The organism is Shewanella sp. YLB-07 (assembly GCF_009377275.1).
The window spans coordinates 120,900-140,818 of the sequence record NZ_VOQB01000011.1 but is presented as its reverse complement, the minus strand read 5'-3'; the positions used below and the strand labels follow the sequence as shown (position 1 = coordinate 140,818).

The 19,919-nt window shown below is 46.1% G+C and carries 19 protein-coding genes; 5 read left to right on the top strand and 14 right to left on the bottom strand.

Translation table 11 applies throughout. The features are described from left to right. Positions 1-167: 167 nt before the first annotated feature. Positions 168-1,580: a replicative DNA helicase gene (dnaB, locus tag FS373_RS21905; protein ID WP_144044767.1), complete on the bottom strand. Its 1,413-nt coding sequence runs from the start codon at positions 1,578-1,580 to the stop codon at positions 168-170. Between the two features lie 110 nt (positions 1,581-1,690). On the opposite strand from dnaB, the gene FS373_RS21900 reads away from it, so the two are divergent. Then, positions 1,691-3,913 (top strand): S46 family peptidase, encoded by a 2,223-nt coding sequence (locus FS373_RS21900; RefSeq protein WP_152830591.1) that lies wholly within the window; start codon positions 1,691-1,693, stop codon positions 3,911-3,913. A 221-nt stretch (positions 3,914-4,134) separates the two neighbouring features. Here FS373_RS21900 and rplI read toward each other — a convergent pair whose 3' ends face one another. The 4 genes from rplI to rpsF are packed head-to-tail and all read right to left on the bottom strand — an operon-like array spanning position 4,135 to position 5,590. Continuing rightward, entirely contained in the window at positions 4,135-4,587 is a 453-nt protein-coding gene (gene rplI, locus FS373_RS21895) for a 50S ribosomal protein L9 (RefSeq protein WP_144044766.1), read from the bottom strand. A gap of 27 nt (positions 4,588-4,614) precedes the next feature. Next, positions 4,615-4,842, bottom strand: coding sequence for a 30S ribosomal protein S18 (gene rpsR, locus FS373_RS21890; protein WP_005497284.1), 228 nt, complete (start codon positions 4,840-4,842; stop codon positions 4,615-4,617). An 11-nt stretch (positions 4,843-4,853) separates the two neighbouring features. Continuing rightward, entirely contained in the window at positions 4,854-5,159 is a 306-nt protein-coding gene (gene priB / locus FS373_RS21885) for a primosomal replication protein N (protein WP_144044765.1), read from the bottom strand. An 8-nt stretch (positions 5,160-5,167) separates the two neighbouring features. Beyond that, entirely contained in the window at positions 5,168-5,590 is a 423-nt protein-coding gene (gene rpsF, locus FS373_RS21880; protein ID WP_144044764.1) for a 30S ribosomal protein S6, read from the bottom strand. Between the two features lie 381 nt (positions 5,591-5,971). Between rpsF and FS373_RS21875 the strand changes: the two genes are divergently transcribed. Beyond that, entirely contained in the window at positions 5,972-6,730 is a 759-nt protein-coding gene (locus FS373_RS21875) for a DUF481 domain-containing protein (protein ID WP_152830590.1), read from the top strand. 393 nt (positions 6,731-7,123) lie between these two features. On the opposite strand, the gene FS373_RS21870 is transcribed toward FS373_RS21875, so the two are convergent. The 9 genes from FS373_RS21870 to zapE form a co-directional block, all read right to left on the bottom strand. Further along, complete coding sequence (locus FS373_RS21870) at positions 7,124-7,603, bottom strand: SHOCT domain-containing protein (RefSeq protein ID WP_152830589.1); 480 nt, start codon at positions 7,601-7,603, stop codon at positions 7,124-7,126. 903 nt (positions 7,604-8,506) lie between these two features. Beyond that, positions 8,507-9,247 carry a 23S rRNA (guanosine(2251)-2'-O)-methyltransferase RlmB gene (gene rlmB, locus FS373_RS21865; RefSeq protein WP_144044761.1) on the bottom strand — a complete coding sequence of 247 codons (741 nt, stop codon included), beginning with the start codon at positions 9,245-9,247 and terminating at the stop codon, positions 8,507-8,509. A gap of 15 nt (positions 9,248-9,262) precedes the next feature. Further along, positions 9,263-11,752, bottom strand: a complete 2,490-nt coding sequence (gene rnr / locus FS373_RS21860) for a ribonuclease R (RefSeq protein ID WP_152830588.1) — start codon at positions 11,750-11,752, stop codon at positions 9,263-9,265. Between the two features lie 68 nt (positions 11,753-11,820). After that, positions 11,821-12,441: a tetratricopeptide repeat protein gene (locus FS373_RS21855; protein ID WP_144048793.1), complete on the bottom strand. Its 621-nt coding sequence runs from the start codon at positions 12,439-12,441 to the stop codon at positions 11,821-11,823. Positions 12,442-12,669: 228 nt separating this feature from the next. Then, complete coding sequence (locus tag FS373_RS21850) at positions 12,670-13,965, bottom strand: adenylosuccinate synthase (protein ID WP_152830587.1); 1,296 nt, start codon at positions 13,963-13,965, stop codon at positions 12,670-12,672. A 66-nt stretch (positions 13,966-14,031) separates the two neighbouring features. Beyond that, positions 14,032-14,220 (bottom strand): DUF2065 domain-containing protein, encoded by a 189-nt coding sequence (locus FS373_RS21845; protein WP_144044759.1) that lies wholly within the window; start codon positions 14,218-14,220, stop codon positions 14,032-14,034. Positions 14,221-14,378: 158 nt separating this feature from the next. Beyond that, positions 14,379-14,771 carry a 30S ribosomal protein S9 gene (gene rpsI, locus FS373_RS21840; RefSeq protein ID WP_144044758.1) on the bottom strand — a complete coding sequence of 131 codons (393 nt, stop codon included), beginning with the start codon at positions 14,769-14,771 and terminating at the stop codon, positions 14,379-14,381. Between the two features lie 14 nt (positions 14,772-14,785). Further along, positions 14,786-15,217: a 50S ribosomal protein L13 gene (rplM, locus tag FS373_RS21835; protein ID WP_013049718.1), complete on the bottom strand. Its 432-nt coding sequence runs from the start codon at positions 15,215-15,217 to the stop codon at positions 14,786-14,788. Between the two features lie 250 nt (positions 15,218-15,467). After that, positions 15,468-16,574 (bottom strand): cell division protein ZapE, encoded by a 1,107-nt coding sequence (gene zapE, locus FS373_RS21830; protein ID WP_322619550.1) that lies wholly within the window; start codon positions 16,572-16,574, stop codon positions 15,468-15,470. 102 nt (positions 16,575-16,676) lie between these two features. Between zapE and FS373_RS21825 the strand changes: the two genes are divergently transcribed. From FS373_RS21825 to degS, 3 genes are all read left to right on the top strand, one after another. Continuing rightward, positions 16,677-17,051: a ZapG family protein gene (locus FS373_RS21825; RefSeq protein WP_144044757.1), complete on the top strand. Its 375-nt coding sequence runs from the start codon at positions 16,677-16,679 to the stop codon at positions 17,049-17,051. Between the two features lie 144 nt (positions 17,052-17,195). After that, positions 17,196-18,548, top strand: coding sequence for a Do family serine endopeptidase DegQ (gene degQ, locus FS373_RS21820; RefSeq protein ID WP_152830586.1), 1,353 nt, complete (start codon positions 17,196-17,198; stop codon positions 18,546-18,548). A 173-nt stretch (positions 18,549-18,721) separates the two neighbouring features. Next, positions 18,722-19,804, top strand: coding sequence for an outer membrane-stress sensor serine endopeptidase DegS (degS, locus tag FS373_RS21815; RefSeq protein WP_144044755.1), 1,083 nt, complete (start codon positions 18,722-18,724; stop codon positions 19,802-19,804). The last annotated feature ends 115 nt before the right edge of the window (positions 19,805-19,919 follow it).

Here is a 19,919-nt window from a genome sequence, read left to right as displayed (position 1 = left end):
AATGGACCGAAACCCAAGGTCCGATCCAAGCTGTAATATGAGTATGAGCACTGAATCTATATAGAGTGATGCCAACAATCAATTGTCTGCACGCTATGTGAATCAAGATTAATCTCGGCTTAAACGCAACTTCACCCTTGCGCCTTGCCTATGGTAAAAGCTAACGATTAGTCTTCATCAAACTTAGGACCGGCATAATTATCGAAACGAGAGAATTGTCCCTGGAAGGTCAAAGGAACACGCCCAATGGGCCCGTTACGTTGCTTACCTATAATAATTTCTGCGACCCCTTTATGCTCAGTCTCATGGTTATACACCTCATCACGATAGATAAACATAATTAAGTCGGCATCTTGCTCAATCGCGCCCGATTCACGCAAATCTGAGTTAACAGGACGCTTATCGGCACGTTGCTCCAATGAACGGTTAAGCTGTGACAGCGCAATGACTGGGATCATTAACTCTTTGGCTAACGCCTTAAGCGAGCGAGAAATTTCCGAAATTTCCAAGGTACGGTTATCTTTCAATGCAGGCACCTGCATCAACTGCAGATAATCGATCATGATCATCGACAGGCCGCCGTGTTCACGGGCGATTCGCCTGGCCCGGCTTCGAACATCGGTCGGAGTCAGGCCTGAGCCATCATCGATGTACATCTTACCTTGCTCAAGCATGATCCCCATAGTTGATGACACACGAGCCCAATCATCATCATCAAGCTGTCCGGTACGTATCTTAGTCTGATCCACTCGACCCAATGAGGCCAACATACGCATCATGATCTGCTCAGAAGGCATCTCCAGGCTGAAAATCAGCACAGGCTTCTCTTCATTCAGTGCCGCCTGCTCACACAAGTTCATCGCAAAAGTCGTCTTGCCCATTGATGGACGCGCAGCCACAATAATCAAATCGCCGCCCTGGAAACCCGCCGTCATCTTATCAAGATCGTGAAAACCACTGGAAATACCAGTCACACCACCCGTAGGGTTATTATAGAGTTCCTCAATCTTATCGACCGTCTTCTCAAGAATAGCCTTGATGCCTTTCGGACCATCGTTCTCATTAGTTCGAGACTCTGCAATCTTAAAGACTTTGGTCTCTGCAAGATCCAGTAACTCGCTGGAATTACGCCCTTCGGGATTAAAACCGGCATCGGCGATCTCATTAGCAACCTTGATCATGTCGCGTACGACTGCACGCTCACGAACGATACCCGCATAAGAGAGTATGTTGCCCGCGCTGGGAGTATTCTTGGCAATCTCACCAAGATAGGCGAAGCCGCCGGCATCCTCTAACTGATCTTCAATTTCTAATTGCTCAGATACGGTGATCAGGTCTATGGGATGACTGCCACCAGTTAAGGTCGCCATCGCATTAAAAATCATCTTATGAGAGCGAGAGTAGAAGTCTTCTGCAACCACAGCTTCAGACACCCTATCCCAAGCATCTGAATCTAACATTAGACCACCGAGTACAGATTGCTCTGCCTCTAAAGAATGTGGTGGCATCTTGAGAGCATCCATCTGGATATCTCTAGGCTTCTGTTTTGCCTTGAAGGCACCTTGACCTTGCTGTGACATTTAATCTCCAAATTCCCAACGATTACACAAAATATGATATAAAACTGGCTCAACAAAAACAGGAAATAAATAACTTCCTATCCATACAACGATTAAAATAAGGAATCACTATGCGCAATGCATTGATCTCAGCATTAGTGCTGTCATCTGGAGTCGCATTAATCTCTCTCGAGACCCATGCAGATGAGGGGCAATGGCAGCCTTATCAAATGCCATCGATTGCAGACAAACTTAGCGAAAGAGGAATCGACATTCCGGCAAAACAGTTAGCCGACCTCACTCAGTATCCGATGAATGCGGTTGTCGGACTCGGCTATTGTACAGCCAGTTTCGTCTCCCCCCAAGGGTTAGTTGTCACAAACCATCACTGCGCATATAGAGCCATACAATACAACAGTAAAAAAGAGCATAATTATATTGCCGATGGGTTCCTGGCAACGAGTAAAATCGATGAACCGAGCGCGGGTCCTAACGAAAGATTATATATTACCGAAGCGGTGACCGATGTCTCCGAGCAAGTAACCCAAGACTTGAGTCAAGATCCTCTGGTGCGTTATGAAGAGATCCAATCAAATAGAAAGTCTTTGATTAAAAGCTGTGAGAGCGATGACAACTATCGCTGCTCAGTCAGAAGTTTTCATAGCGGCCTCGAATATTATCTTATTAAGCAGCTGATTATCCGTGATGTGCGCCTCGTTTATGCGCCACCTAAGAGTGTCGGCGCGTTCGGTGGCGATATCGACAACTATGAATATCCACGCCATGCAGGAGACTTCACCTTCCTGCGCGCCTATGTAGGCAAAGATGGACAGCCTGCGGCGTATGCTGAAGATAATGTGCCGTTCGAGCCTAAGAGTTATCTGAAGATAAATGCCGACGGTGTAAAAGCTGGCGATGGCGTGTTTGTCGCCGGGTACCCAGGCTCTACCAGTCGCTATCGTTTAACCAGCGAACTTAAATTTGCCAGTGACTGGCTCTACCCCACCTTAGCGTCTCGATATCAACTGCGTATCGACACCATTGAGGCCATGGGAGACAGGAGTAGTGAAATTGAAATCAAATATGCCGGCACCTTAGCCTCTATGGCTAACCGCATGAAAAAATATAACGGTCTACTCGATGGTTTTAAGGCCACCGACATAGCAGGCATTAAGCAGAGCCGTGAAGATGACTTCAAGCAATGGCTGGCAACCGATAAGACCTACCAGACTTATCAAGTCAAACTCGATCAACTCGAGCGCCTACTGACCAAGAAACGCATCGATAGCCAGACACGTTACTATTTCGAAAATGCCCAATCTAGTGCGCTTCTGGCCGCAGCCAACAAACTGTATCGATTATCGAAAGAGAAGACTAAGCCCGATGCGGAGCGTGAAGAAGGTTATCAAGAGCGAGACATGAAGATGTTCAAGGCTCGCCTCAAACGCATAGATTCCAGCTTCGATACTTCAGTAGATAAAGCCCTATGGCTACAAGATCTACAAGCTTACAAGGCTCAAGGCAACCGAGTGGCAGCCCTGGACGCTATGCTTATCGATAATCAAGAGTCCGCCTCTCTATCTGAAAAGCTAGATGGCCTTTACTCGCTTACCTCACTGACAAATCAAGATAAACGATTAGCCTGGATGGACGCCGAAGCCGAAGCGTTCGAGACCAGTGCCGATCCCTTTATTCGTCTTGCCGTAGCGCTTTTTGATACCAATATGGCCCAGGAAAAAGACAAGAAGACCTTAGCCGGTCAGCTATCCCAGGCTCGCCCTGATTATATGAAAGCTGTTATTGCCTATTACAAGGCTAACGACTGGCCAGTCTATCCCGATGCTAATGGCACACTGAGGATCACCTATGGCATGGTCGACGGATATCAGTCGAAAGATGCCTTATATAAACAGCCTTTCACTCGTCTAGAAGGCATAACTGCCAAGCATACAGGTGTAGCCCCCTTCAACGCGCCACAGAAAGTCTTGGATGCCATTAAAGAGCAGAAATATGGCAGCCACAAGGTCGCCTCAGTCATACAAGGTCCCATCACTTGGTTGTGTCGACTGTTTTCTTGCTTAGATAAGCCGGAAGCGTTTAATTCGGTACCGGTAAACTTCCTCTCCAGTGTCGACACCACAGGCGGAAACTCTGGCTCACCCGTGTTTAACGGTAAGGGAGAGTTAGTTGGCCTAAACTTCGATTCCACCTATGAAGCGATAACTAAGGACTGGTTCTTCAACCCCACCATCACCCGCGCTATACATGTGGATTTCCGCTATATCCTCTGGATGATGGATGAAGTGGACCATGCAGACAACTTGATAGCCGAGTTGGATTTAGTCAGGAACTAAATAGTAAAAGCTCCTTTGTAGGAGGGGCTTTAGCCCCGAGGTTCCTAGGTTCCTAGGTTCCTAGGTTCCTAGGTTCATCCTCTCCCGGCTAAAGCCGGTCCTACAACGCATTTTCTACAGACATAAAAAAACACCGCCCTAATTAAATTAGTGCGGTGTTTTCTTTTAAAGCTTTTGCCTTAATACCGAGGCATTAAGTCGTTCGCTTTGAAACTATGTAATTAGGCTTCTGCAACAACAGAAATCTTAACGATAGCTTTAACTTCAGTGTGAACCTGAACTTCAACTTCGAACTCACCAGTAGTACGCAAAGCACCTAATGGAAGACGAACTTCGCTCTTAACTAGTTCAACACCAGCAGCTGTAACTGCATCAGCGATATCACGGTTACCAATTGAACCGAACAGCTTGCCTTCGTCACCAGCTTTAGAAGCGATAACAACAGACTCAAGTGCATTGATTTTCTCAGCGCGCTCGTTTGCAGCAGTAAGGGTAGCAGCTAACTTAGCTTCTAATTCAGCACGACGTGCTTCAAAGACTTCAGTGTTAGCAACGTTGGCAACAACAGCTTTACCTTGTGGCAGAAGATAGTTACGTGCGTAACCAGACTTAACTGCAACTTGGTCACCTAGATTTCCTAGGTTAGCGATCTTATCAAGTAAAATAATGTTCATTATTAATTCCTCTAGATTATTGCGCTATTACTGATGTAAATCAGTGTAAGGCAGTAGAGAAAGATAACGAGCACGCTTGATAGCGCGAGCTAGTTGACGTTGATATTTAGCGTTTGTACCTGTGATACGGCTAGGAACAATTTTACCACTTTCAGTGATATAGTTCTTTAGAGTTACGATATCTTTGTAATCAATCTCTGTAACGCCTTCTGCTGTGAAACGGCAGAACTTGCGACGACGGAAATAACGTGCCATGTGACAGTCTCCTAAGTTTTCAATTCGACATTTTCAGCGTGTATTACTAAGCGATTTTGACCATTTCGACTCTGCTGGAGAGCGATAAAGCCTTGCACTTCAATATCCACGCCGATTTTCAGTTTATCTGTAACGCTTTCAAAGCGTTCACCACTTAATATCACTTGTATCTGACAGTATACGTTTCTTAGCATCTCTGCTTCGAAGCACTGAGATTTGTGTTCCAGCATAATCACACAGTGTGCGATGCCTGCCGGGCTTTTAAAGCTTCTGGAACGCGTAATGGTTCCCGATAACACCAAATGGTTTGTGGCCAAAGAAAAACTTACTCTGCTGCTTTTTCAGCGGTTTCTTTAACTTCTTCAACAGCTTTTTCAACAGGCGCGCTACGACGCTCGCCTTCGCTAGAACGGCGTGAATCACGCTCTTCTTTTAGCTTAGCCATTGGAGATGCTTCAGTGATGGCAGCTTTAGTACGCATAACCATGCTACGCAGAACAGCGTCGTTAAGACGGAAAACTGTTTCTAACTCTTCAACCGTTTCAGCAGAAGCTTCTACGTTCATAAGAACATAGTGAGCCTTGTGCAATTCGATGATTGGGTAAGCCAGTTGACGACGGCCCCAGTCTTCTAAACGATGAACTTGACCGCCAGCTTGGGTAAGAATACCCGTGTAACGTTCAATCATACTAGGTACTTGTTCACTCTGATCAGGGTGAACCAAAAATACGATTTCATAATGACGCATTTTTTTGCTCCTTACGGTTATCTAGCCTCGTTGTTGGCTCAGTCAGACCAAATAGAGGCAAGGAACTAATTAAAGTGACTGATTTAAGCCGCGGAATATTACACAAATCTAAGACTAAATTCAAGAAGAATCTATAACCAATTAAACTAATGTGTCGACTTGAGTCGTGTTCATCGACAGGCATAACTTTGACATAAGCCCACAGACAAGTGACCAGCTAAGTTCATTGCTTATCCGTGGCCTGATTGTCACATTAAACATGGCAGCAATAATTTGAAATTGTATCGTTATATTAACTTTACCGATGCAGAACAGAATAGGTATGATGTTGACCTATCGTCATAGAACCCACCACATTAAAATAATAATAAGAATAAAATAATGTTTAGAGTTTTAACTGCCCTACTTGTATCTATACCTATGTCAGCCTGGGCTTTAGTGCCACCCGATTACCAGGAGCCGCCCAGTGATTTCACCGCAGAAATCGAGGCAGGTTTGCAACTCAATACCGGCAATACCGAATCCAGTAGCTTCAATGGTCGAACCAAACTGATTTACGATACTGAGCAGTTTAGACAGGAAGGGACATTTAAACTCTATTATGCTGCCGATAATGAGAAAACAACGGCGGAGAAATATGATTTACAGCTGCAGTCCAGCTATAAACTAGACAATGATTTTTCATGGTTAGACGATGGTTATGTCTTCGCTCGAGGTGACTTTACCCTTGACCGCTTCGGTAGTTACACCCAAATATCTACGGTTTCTGTGGGTTACGGTTTCGATGCTATCTCAAATAGCGATACTAAGCTCAGCTTAGAAATCGGTCCAGGTTACCGATATAACATGCCTATCGAAACAGAATCTGAGTCAGATCCCGTGGCCGAGAAAGACATCATTATCCGTACCGCAGCCAAGTTTGAACAAAAACTGCAGGAATACACCAGCCTCAACGCCGACCTCACCGCAGAAGTGGGCGAAAACAACAGCACCCTCACGCTGGATATGAATTACAAGAATACCCTATTTCAAGACTGGGCCTTCAAGATAGGCGTCAACATCAAGTACACCGACGTCGTCCCCGAAGGCACCAAGCAGACAGACACCATCACCACGTTCAATTTGCTGTATACGTTCTAGTAGTGAATGAACTTGTCGGATAACAAATTACTGAAATATCTTTTATTGGTTCATTTGGCTGATGTTGTTATCTGGCAGCGACCTGTTAACCATGACTTCATAGTTATCTATCACCTGCCGTGGGCTTAAGTGCAAACACTTCAGTGACACGGCGCGAGTATATCCCTATAGCCTCTACGACAGCATCCCTGCTGTCGAAGGTCACTGCCGCGTTTACACCTGAGTATTTCTCTCTTCGATTTAGGCATAATTTAAACAACGTTTTTAATACTTGAAAAACCAGCAAGATCTATAGAGATTGGAGAATAGGTTCTCAGGAAAGTCTAAAAAGTTAAGTTTATAGACCGTGCAGAGCCGAGGCTTTTTCCATTTCTATTCTCTTGGCCAACATACTCAATATCTGGACAGTACTTCTTTTTTTTCTATATCAAATTCTTCTTGAGTAATTATCCCAGTATCTTTTAATTCTTTCAGTTTTTTTAACTCTGTATACATATCTGTAGAGTTAACATCTTTAGGTTTTACATTGACGTTGCTGTTTAAATTAACCACTTTATCAGCGTCTTTTACCAGCGGTTTAGCACTACCACCTGGCTGTACACATCTAAAATGCAACTCGGTTGAGCCAAGTCGCCCAGGAGCTGCAGGTGTAACGGTCTCACGTAGTGTTAGAACTTCTAAACTTTTTTGGCTACAAAATGCATTGGCTTCTTGGTAGACCTCTGCTTTGTTGCTCAATGAAACACCAATACCAGGAGAACCATCTTTTTTACCAATAAAATATGAGTCCTGGCTCATAGGAATCACACCTGTGCTTGAGCATCCAGAAATGATTAGAAATGCCATAGAAGAAGAAAATATTTTGTTATTCATTTTGTCACTCTCATTAACACAGGCGTGTTTGAACGCCTTTTAACTAAGACTACCCAGACAGAACCGAACTAGCAGGATTAACACGTTAAACGATCCAACCATACACTTGCGCGAGCATAACAAGACCCTGATGTAAAATAGCATTAACCTTTGGGCTCTCAATTTCAAAGTACTCTAACATCATATTGAAATCACTTCAGTTGTAACTCATAGAACACTGTACTTGATCAACAATTTGTATTAATAAAAGGCCAGAGAAAAATAGGTCTAATCGAAGAAAGTAAATAGCCCAGTGTAGGTGCGGCTATGAGCTTCCAAAGCAAGGATGTTTTGGCAGAGCCCACAGGGAAGGCTCTTATGAAATCAAGAGCCGGCGACTCGCAGCACCTTCTCAACTGAAGAGGGCACATAAGGTCGATTTTAGGCATCCCTGCACTGCCCGCCGTAGGCTATAAGTAACATTGAAAGTACGACCTTCAATGATCAACCAAATACCTATATTGCCTAGACCCGACAACAGAGAATGTATTTAAACTTGCTCTTTACAAGGGCTGTGGATTCCCGTCCACAAGCATTGCGGGAATGACAAATAGTGAATTGCGATCCAACACAGTAGAAATCAAACCGCAGAAAGAACCTTCTTGTTAATAACCCAGTGTAGATGCAGCTGCGAGCTTCGATTTCAGGGATGAAATCGCAGAGCGTATAGGGACATATTCACAGCGACTCGCAGAAGCATCTGCACATCCCTTACCGGAGGTGATAGATCACTATGAAGGTATAACTCGCAGTTCTCCATCAAATAACAGGCATAAAAATACCGATGAGGGCTAATCCACATCGGCATTCGATGCACTATGAGATACAAGCTCCCAAAATGACGATAGCTAAGTTTTCACAAACTTAGCTCAATCTTTGGCGTACAGCTTCAAACAAGCAAACCCCAGTCGCCACTGAGACGTTCAGACTGGACACTGAGCCGGTCATAGGTATCGAAACTAGTGAATCACAGCTTTCACGAGTGAGACGACGCAGACCCTTGTCTTCGGCACCCATGGCGATAGCCAGAGAGCCCTTAAGATCGGCTTTATACAAATCATGCTCGGCTTCACCCGCAGCGCCGACAATCCAGATACCTTTCTCTTGCAGGCTTTTCATGGTGCGAGCCAGATTAGTGACCTGAAACAGGGGCACCACTTCTGCAGCGCCACAAGCAACCTTGCTCACCGTTGGCGTTAGACCTACAGAGTTATCACGTGGCACGATAACCCCATGAACACCGGCAGCATCTGCGTTACGCAAACAAGCACCTAAATTGTGCGGATCGGTAACACCATCGAGGATCAGCAAGAAAGGTGTCTCTGTCTTCTCTACTAAGACCGCTAAGTCTTTGTCATTGAGCTGCTTGACGGCCTTGACTCTGGCTATCACGCCTTGATGTTGACCACCGTCTGACTTGTCATCCAATACCTTACGTGTTGCATGCTGCACTGAGACACCGTACTCCGCCGCGCTCTCTAGGATCGGCATAAAACGCTTGTCATCACGGCCCTGTAGTACCCAAAGTTCGATTACGCGTTCCGGGCTATATTTCAGTACCGCTTCAACGGCGTGAATACCAAAGGTGATATCTTGTTTTTTCATCTATTACTGTCTCTATTACTTGCTTGCTTTGGCTTTACGCTTAGCGGGGCTCTTTTTTACTGAAGCCTTTTTTGCTGAAGACTTTTTAGCCTTCGACTTCTTAGCCGTCGTTTTTGTGTTAGCGCCGGACTTTTTAGCTCCACCGCTTGTATTGGTTTTAGCTGAATCGGCAGAAGCTTTACCCGCCGCTGATTTTGAGCGAGAACCGCGTCGTTTAGGTTTACCACTCTTATCTGCTTTGCCTAGCTTAGCGCCCTCTGCATTGACTCGCTCTCTGGCAGTCATTGGCTTCTTGCCACGACTTGGACGTTTAGACTTACCTTCCTCACCTTCCATCATCAAGTCAATCTGCCTGTCATCCAGATTGACGCTAGCCACCTTCACCGTGACCTTGTCACCTATCTGGTATACCTGACCGGATGATTCACCCACCAGACGCTGACGCATATTATCATATTGGTAGTAATCGCTACCCAAACTTGAGATATGCACTAAGCCATCGATAAAGAGTTTATCAAGACGGACGAACATGCCGAAATGAGTTACCGAGGCCACTACAGCGTCGAAGGTATCGCCCACGTGATCTTGCATAAACTCACACTTGAGCCAATCGCTGACATCACGGGTCGCCTCATCGGCGCGGCGCTCTGTGGTCGAACACTCGACACCAAGAAGATCTAACTCTTCTAGCTGATAGTTATAACCACCACCAGGCGTCCATTTCTCTGTCGTTTCTCCCTGTTCTTTCGCCAGCAGGAAGCGAATAACCCGATGCAGAATAAGATCCGGATAACGACGAATAGGCGAAGTAAAGTGAGAGTATGCTTCTAAGGCTAGACCAAAGTGTCCTTCATTATCCGGTGTGTAAACCGCTTGCTTCATGGAACGTAGTAACATGATCTGGATAAGCTCGGCATCGGGCCTATCTGTGATCGATTCCATCAGCGCCTGATAATCGGTCGGTGTAGGCTCAAGCCCGCCACCCATGGTCAAGCCACGTTCCTTGAGGAAGTCTTTAAAGTTACTCAGCTTCTGCTCAGATGGAGACTCATGCACCCGGTATAAGACTTCGCCTTTGTGCTTCTTGACGAACTTGGCCGATGCCACGTTAGCCAAAATCATGCACTCTTCGATGATCTTATGGGCCTGGTTACGATTTCTCGGTACTATGCTGTCAATCTTGCGATCTGCATTGAAAACAAACTGAGTCTCAGTAGTTTCAAATGCGATAGCGCCTCGTTGCGCACGTGTCACATCCAGAGTCAGATACAGAGATTGCAACGTCTGCAGATGCGGGAATATAGGTTTGAGTTTATCACTCACCTCTCCGCCTTCGAGCATATCGGCAACCTGGGTATAAGTCAGACGGGCATGAGAATGCATAACAGCCGGATAGAATTTATATCCTGAGAGCTTACCTGCTGCGGAGATAGTCATCTCGGCAACCATACATAAGCGATCGACCTCTGGCATCAAAGAACATAAGCCATTAGAGATCTTTTCCGGCAGCATAGGGATAACTTGTGATGGGAAATACACCGAGTTTCCTCGACTACGTGCTTCCTTATCTAACGCCGATTCGGTGCGCACATAATGGCTCACATCGGCAATCGCTACCCAAAGACGCCAGCCACCGCTCTTTTTCGCTTCGGCATAAACGGCATCGTCGAAATCTCGGGCATCTTCGCCATCAATAGTCACTAAAGGCAAGTGACGTAAATCAACCCGGTCCTCTTTGTCAGCTTCAGTCACTTCATCGGGAATAGCGCGCAGCTTCTTCTCAATCTGACTCGACCAGGTATGTGGCAGATCGTAGTTACGCAGGGCAATCTCGATCTCCATACCCGGAGCAAGCTGCTTGCCTAAGACTTCGGTAACTTTACCTGCAGCCTTCACATAGCGGCCCGGACGACGAGTCAATTCAAGCACCACTACATCACCCTGGCGAGCACCATTACGGTCCTCATCGGCAATGAGTATCTCTTGACCTATGCGCCGGTCATCGGCTATGACGAAAGCCATGCCGGAATCCAGATGGAAACGTCCCACTAGGGCGGCAGCTCTCTGTTCGACCAGGCGTACGATACGGGCTTCGCGGCGCCCCTTACGATCGACTCCGGCTTTCTGTGCCAGCACCTTGTCGCCGTGAAAGTACATCATCATGTCACGGTTATTGATAAAGAGGTCGTCACCGCCCTCCTCCAGCTTCAAGAAGCCAAAACCATCTCTGTGACCGATAATTGTACCGGTAAGCAGGTCCATACGCTCAGGGAGGCCGTAGGCCTGTCCACGGGTAAACACAAGCTGCCCATCCCGCTCCATGGCACGCAATCGACGTCTAAGCGCCTCAAGCTGCTCCTCACTTTCGAGTTTAAGCGCCTGTGCTATGCGTTCACGGTTTAACGGGGATTTTTCTGATCGTAAGTATTCTAAAATAAACTCACGGCTTGGAATGGGGTTTTCGTAATTTTCTTGTTCACGCTTTAAATGCGGATCTTTGATCATTCAATATCTCAAATATTTTACCGGAACATTCCGGGTCATACCAATTACTAATAGGTAAATGGTACTGTTTATCGGGATCTCAGGTGCTCCTGTTTTGCCCTGGCAACTGCGCTGGGCGGCATCTTCTGCTCTAGCACCTTCAATAATTCTAAGGCTTTTTGTTTTGTAGCCTCATCACTAAATACATCGTTATATAGCCAGTGATATCCCATCTCAAAATCTCTTGGGCTACCATAGCCTTCACCAAACAGTCTAACTAACATCATACGTGACGGCAGATCGCCATTGGCCGCTGCGGGCATCACATAATGAATGGCTCTCTCGCGATCTTTTATCACAAATTGTCCATCGTGATAGTACTCGGCGATCCTGAGCATAGCTTCTGCGCTCCCCTGCTCTGCAGAGTCACGTAGTAAAGAGATCCCTCTCGGTGGGTTTGCTTTTACACAAATACCATGATTAAGCATCTCGGCCCAAAGATATTGATATAGGGGCTGTTTAAGCACCTCGGCTCTCGCCTCAATATCCTGGACTAACTGACAATCATCTCCCGTGACTCGCGTAAGATATTGTTTAGTCCTGATCAGTTCAATTAACTGCTCCTGACTATAGATATCCACGGCTCGCGTCTCGGCCCAGCTCAATGCTGGTGTAAGCGCTACTATCGATAACAACAGATAACGCGACATGATTTTCGATGAAACTTTTAGCACTTCTCGTAGCATGAGCTCTCTCGCGAAAAATTCATAAACATAAGTAGTGATCAGACAAGACACTCGATTATCGGTGAATACCTTGTCTAATCAATACTCGCCTATTGGGTACATAATAGGTCATCGGCAGTATAACGCATTTCTTGAGCACTGCCTGCCCGTATCAGCACCAATAAAAAGGCCGCTATATGCGGCCTCTTTCTATTAACTAAACGGATTCACCAGAATCATGGTCTCGTTTCTATCGGGACCCGTAGAGATAATATCAATTGGCGTTTCTAGCAAATCTTCGAGACGCTTAATGTAGTTCAATGCCGCTTGTGGCAATTGCTCTAAAGAAGTCGCACCGAAAGTTATTTCACTCCAGCCTGGCATAGTTTCCAGTACTGGTGTTACCTGCTCGTAGCCTTCGGCTGCGAGTGGAGTCACTGTAGCGACAGTGCCATCCGGATACTGGTAACCAACGCAGATCTTCACTTCTTTCAGACCATCTAGCACATCTAGCTTAGTCAGACAGAAACCACTTACGCTGTTGATCTGTACCGCACGCTTCATTGCAACTATGTCTAACCAGCCTGGACGACGCTTACGACCAGTAGTTGCACCGAATTCGTGACCCTTAGTGCCTAAGTAGTCACCGATTTCACACTCAAGCTCAGTTGGGAAAGGTCCGGCTCCGACGCGAGTCGTGTAAGCCTTCATGATACCCAATACATAATCCAGATGACGTGGACCGAATCCAGAACCAGTAGCAACACCACCTGCGGTAGTATTAGAAGAGGTGACGAAAGGATAAGTACCATGGTCGATATCAAGCAAGGTACCCTGTGCACCTTCAAACAGAATAGGCTCACCCGCTTTACGCGCCTGATCTAACAATTCAGTGACGTCGGTACACATACTCTTAAGGTAATCTGCGATTGCCAAAGCATCTTTCAATGTCTTTTCATAATCTACAGCTTCGCACTTGTAGTATTCAGTCAACATGAAGTTGTGATAACTCATCACATCTTTCAGCTTCTCTGCAAACAGCTCAGCATCAAACAGATCGCCAACACGAAGACCACGGCGTGAAACCTTATCTTCGTATGCAGGACCAATACCACGGCCCGTTGTACCAATAGCTTTATTACCGCGAGCTTTCTCACGGGCAACATCTAGAGCACAATGGAATGGAAGGATCAGTGGACACGCTTCAGAGATCAGTAGACGCTCCTCAACAGGAACTCCACGCTCTTTAAGCATGTTGATCTCAGTCATCAGAGCGTCTGGCGCAAGCACCACACCATTACCGATAATGCATTTTACATTATCACGTAAGATCCCTGATGGAATAAGATGAAGAACGGTTTTGTCACCATCGATAACGAGAGTGTGACCGGCATTGTGGCCCCCCTGATATCGAACGACATATTTAGCCTGTTCGGTAAGTAGGTCAACTATCTTACCCTTTCCTTCGTCACCCCATTGGGTGCCGAGAACTACGACGTTTTTGCCCATTATTTGCTGCACGGTAGTGGTTAAAACGGGATTTTAGCAGATCTATAGGGGCTGTAGGCAAGTAATTTATGAAAAAATAATCAACAAAATGATACCTGCGGTGACTAAACCACCACCCAAACGTTGCAGAAGTTGCTGATTTTGGTTCGAAATATCCTTTAAATATGCTTTCCAGCGATTAGGAAATAACAGTGGTCCAATTCCTTCGATAACAAGCACAATACCTAACGCTAGCATGATTAGCTGTAGTGACATAATTTAAAATTCCGCATAGCGTAGAGTAAACTTGAACAAGATTAAGACTAGATTAACAAAGTGATGCTTTCTATGCGCTATTTTTGATGGTAAAAATAAATTTCAGGCAATAAAAAACCCAGCAAAAGCTGGGTTTTTTGAGTTCTCGATAGCGAAAATTAACGCTTTGAGAATTGTGGCTTACGACGAGCTTTACGTAGACCAACTTTCTTACGCTCAACTTTACGAGCATCACGGGTAACGAAACCAGCGGCACGTAGAGATGGACGTAGAGCTTCATCAAGCTCCAACAATGCACGGGTAATACCGTGACGAATTGCACCTGCTTGACCAGTGATACCACCGCCCTTTACAGTTACATAGATATCTAGTTTATCAGTCATTTCAACTAGCTCTAGTGGTTGACGAACAACCATACGAGCAGTTTCACGACCAAAATACTTATCTAGTGGAAGTTGATTGACAACTATGTTGCCAGTTCCTGCTTTCGCGAATACGCGTGCAGTAGATGTTTTTCGACGGCCAGTGCCGTAGTACTGAGTTGCAGCCATTAGCTTAATCCTGTTTAGATATCAAGAACTTGAGGTTGTTGTGCAGCGTGGTTATGTTCTGTACCAGCGTAAACCTTAAGTTTACGGAACATGGCACGTCCTAAAGGACCTTTAGGTAACATACCCTTAACCGCTTTCTCGATAATCATTTCAGGCTTATGAGCCTGCAACTTTTCAAAGGTGATCTGCTTGATGCCACCGATGAAACCCGAATGCGAGTAGTACACTTTGCCTTTCGCTTTATTACCAGTGACGGTAACTTTTTCAGCATTGATAACGATGATGTAATCACCGGTGTCAACATGAGGTGTATACTCTGGCTTATGCTTGCCACGTAAACGTGAAGCAATTTCAGTAGCGATACGACCCAAAGTTTTACCTTCAGCGTCAACGACAAACCACTCGCGAGTGACTGTCTCTGGTGTAGCAGTAAAAGTAGTCTTCATTTTACAAAAACCCAATGTTAAAATTCTGTCTCAAATGCTTTACCAAAATTGGTAAAAACACAAATAGTGCCATTCCCCGCCCCTTCGAGCAAAGAATTAGGCTTTACAACTTCCATCTAATCGATGGAGTAACGAGGGCAGGTGGCGGATTATAGACAAAGATGAGCTAAAAATCACCTAATATTTGCAGTGCTGGTGATTTAAATAACTCCCTCCTCCCGCTAGGCCTTTAAAGCTCAAATATTTAATCTTATGGCAGATGTTCTAAAGCCAGATAATCATGGGATTGCATCTCGGTGAGACGTGAGCGGCAGCGCCTGAATTCGAAACTCAACAAGCCCTGAGTGTAGATGTCTTCGAGGGAGACTTCTGCTGAAATGATGAGTTTCACATTACGCTCGTAAAACTCATCCACCATGGCGAGAAAACGTCGGGCAATATCGTCGCCGGTAAGCTTATCACCCATCTGCATAACCCCGCTGAGCAAGACAGTATGGTAGAGGCAGGCAAGCTCCATATAGTCTCTCTGGCTTCTTGGTCCATCGCATAGGGCAAGAAAATCCACTAGTAAGACGCCTTGAGCCTGTTTTCTTATACTTATGTTACGCCCGTCGATCTCTATCCCATCTACTGACACCTCAGACTCGGGTGCCAACCTATCAAAATAGGAGAGTAAATTAGTATCGGCCTTAACATCGAGGGGGAAGTGATAGATTTCCGCCTGCTCCAGAGTACGCAGACGATAATCGATTCCTGAGTCCACGTTGAGTATTTGGCAATGTTGATTGATCAGCGCGATGGCTGGCAGAAAGCGCGCTCGCTGTAATCCATTACGGTAGAGTTCGTCGGGAATGATGTTGGATGTCGCGACCAGCGCCACCCCCTCTTTGAATAGAGCTTGAAATAAGGTACCCAGTAACATGGCATCGGTAATGTCCGACACGAAGAACTCATCGAAACAGATCACCTGATACTTACCAGCCATCTGCTTTGCGATAATCAATAGAGGATCTCTCTGCCCTTTCAGGCTATCTAGATCTAAGTGAACCTGATGCATGAAACGATGGAAGTGTGCCCGCAGCTTTCTCTCTCCGGGCAAAGCCTCATAGAAAGTATCCATCAAGTAGGTTTTACCGCGCCCAACCCCGCCCCAGAGATAAAGCCCCTGAACCCCTTGTTGTTTTGCCCCCAGAAACGAAAATACCCTTTTCATCAGGCTCGGCTTGCTATTGATAAGCTGAATTTCATCAAACACACGCTGCAAACTTTTTACCGCTTGTTCCTGCGCTGGATCGTGTGAAAAGTCATCTCGAGTCAAGTCTTGCTGGTAATGCTGCCACGGAGTTAGCTGGGACACGTAAAATAATCTCTTTAATGCTTAAATGAACGCCTAGATGGTATCATGCCAGCAATAATAATTTATTCGAATTTTTCAGTTCCTGATGTAAAGGAGTTTTATATGGAATGGCCCTTAGTTATTGCAACTTTCGTTCTCGGTATCTTACTGGGTTACGTCGGTCGTACTATCATTGCCCGTAACAGTGAGCCCAATGGCAAGGGAAAAGCCTTTGAGCAGACAAAATTAGAATTAAGTCAGCACAAGCAAGAGGTCACAGATCATTTCGAACTGCACCATAAACAACTCGCCGAGCTTACGGAGCAATTAAACAAGGTCAACAAACAGTGGAATGAAGCGGCGAACACCTTAGCCCCCAAAAGCACTGCTAAGCCTCTGGCTAACTTAGTTAGCCATGAAGTAACTCAAGACTCTATAGACACCCAAGCCAATGAACTCACTAGTGAAAATGTCATAATCGTGAATCAAAAAAATTAACATTTGTTAATAAAGATGAACTTTCATCTCCAGCCGATTGTCGGATTCAGTAACAAAAGATCCGTAATTGCTTCTTGATATAGCAAAAAATATCCCTATATCCTTAAGTAATACTACTGAATCCGATATTGGAGCTACAAATAGATGAAATCCAAATTAAGCTTACTCTCTGCCGCCCTGCTTACGGCATCGCTCTCTTTGGCACCTAGCCTCTCTCAGGCAGCAATTCCAATCGCGGTCGATGGACAATCCATCCCCAGTCTGGCTCCCATGCTAGCGCGCACAACACCCGCTGTGGTTGCCGTAGCAGTTACAGGGACCCATGTTTCTAAGCAGAAATTGCCCGATGCCTTCAGATATTTTTTTGGCCCTAATGCTCCCCGGGAGCAAGTGCAGGAGCGTCCATTTCGAGGCTTAGGTTCGGGAGTCATCATAGACGCCGACAAAGGCTATATCGTCACCAATAATCATGTGATTGAAGGAGCCGACGAGATTCTAATTGGCCTGCATGATGGACGTGAGGTCGAGGCAAAACTTATCGGCACAGATGCCGAATCAGATATCGCCTTGTTGCAGATCAAAGCCGATAACTTAGTTGCGTTGAAACGTGCCGACTCCGATGAACTCAGGGTCGGTGATTTTGCCGTTGCTATCGGTAATCCTTTCGGTCTAGGCCAAACGGTGACATCGGGCATTGTCAGCGCCATGGGCCGCTCTGGCCTGGGTATTGAGATGCTAGAGAACTTCATTCAAACCGATGCAGCAATTAACAGTGGTAATTCCGGCGGCGCCTTAGTCAACCTCAATGGTAACCTTATCGGTATCAATACCGCCATCGTAGCCCCAGGCGGCGGTAACGTAGGCATAGGCTTCGCGATCCCTTCCAATATGGTTAACAACCTGGTCGATCAAATCATCGAACACGGCGAAGTCCGCCGCGGCGTATTAGGTGTATCGGGTCGAGACCTGACCAATGAGCTGGCGAAAGGTTTTGGCTTAAATACCCAACATGGTGGCTTCGTCGATCAGGTCATGACCGATAGTGCAGCCGATAAAGCAGGTATAAAGGCGGGCGATATCATTGTCAGTGTCAATGGACGCAATATCAAAAGCTTCCAGGAGTTGCGAGCGAAAGTAGCCACCATGGGTGCAGGCGCAGAAGTTGAGTTTGGCTTGATCCGCGATGGTGACAAACACAGCGTAACCGCGACTCTAGGGGAAACCAGTCAGACAACAGAAACTGCCGCTGGTGCCATTCATCCCATGCTAGCCGGCGCGGCATTAGAAAACAGCAAGCAAGGCGTCGAGATAACCGATGTGGCCCAAAACTCGCCGGCGGCAGCCAGTGGCTTACAAAAAGGCGATCTTATTGTCGGTGTGAATCGCTCACCAATAAAAAATATTAAGTCTCTCAAGGCCAAACTTGCCGATCAACAAGGCGATGTAGCATTGAAGATAAAACGTGACAAGAGCAGCCTATACTTGGTCCTCAGATAGAAACGAAAGCATAAAGGTGGTGTTAGCCTTTATGCTTTTCTCCTAATATCAAATAAAGCGATGACGAAGCATTGACAGGCTTGTCTTCTTTGATGCTTCATCACTTTATCTTAATTACCTTCAAGCTTTAAACATGCTAATCTTACGCTACTTTTTCTTTAACACTCTCTGATATGGCCCTTAAAGACACTCTACTCTATCTCGGCAAGGCCGTTTTTTTCGGCCTCATTATGGCGGCAGTCTTTCTGGTAGTAACGCCTTTTTTGGCAAACAAGGATATGACGAGCCTGTTTTTCCAAAAGCGTGGTGATCATGGGGTTGAGCTTTCGTTTTCCGTTGCTGTCAGACGTGCAGCCCCTGCCGTGGTCAATATCTATAGTCTGAGTATCAATCGTAATCAACCTCTTAACTCAGGTTCACTACAGGGCCTTGGTTCTGGCGTGATAATGAGTAGCGAAGGCTATATCCTTACCAATTACCATGTCATTAAGAAAGCCGATGAGATCGTCGTCGCCCTGCAAGATGGCCGTAAATTCACCTCGGAAGTCGTCGGTTCAGATCCTGTCACCGATCTGGCGGTACTGAAAATTGAAGGCGATAGCCTGCCGATAGTGCCCATTAACTTAGGAGTGCCGGCACAAGTCGGTGATGTTGTCTTAGCCATAGGTAATCCTTACAACATTGGCCAGACGATTACTCAGGGGATTATCAGTGCCACCGGCCGTAATGGACTCAGCTCTGGTTACCTGGACTTCCTGCAGACAGATGCCGCTATTAACGCAGGCAATTCAGGCGGAGCACTCATAGATACCAGTGGCCAACTTATCGGCATAAACACAGCGGCCTTCCAGGTCGGTGAAGAAGGTGGCGGTCATGGAATAAGTTTCGCCATCCCAATCAAACTGGCCCATAGCATCATGGGTAAACTGATTAAAAATGGTCGGGTGATCCGTGGAGCATTAGGCATAAGTGGTGAACCCATCAGCCCGGTCATGGCACAGATATTAAACCTACCGGATCTGACTGGCGTGGTGATTACAGGCGTCGATCCCAATGGGCCCGCAGCGCGCGCCCAGCTACAGCCGAGAGATGTCATCATTCAGTATGAAGGGGAAGATATTCCCGGGGTTGAAATGCTCATGGATAGGATCGCCGAAACTCCTCCCGGAAAGAAGATCTCTATGACCATCATACGTAAGGGTAAGTCCTATGATGTGCCTGTACTCATAGGTGAGCATGCCAATAACGAAGAGTAATACCGGTGGTATAACTGATATAACACTATTCAGCAAAAAGGTCAGCGAGCAGCTGACCTTTTACTTTCCTCTCCCCCCTAAGCACGGCTACTAGAAATAAAAAGCCATCGACACT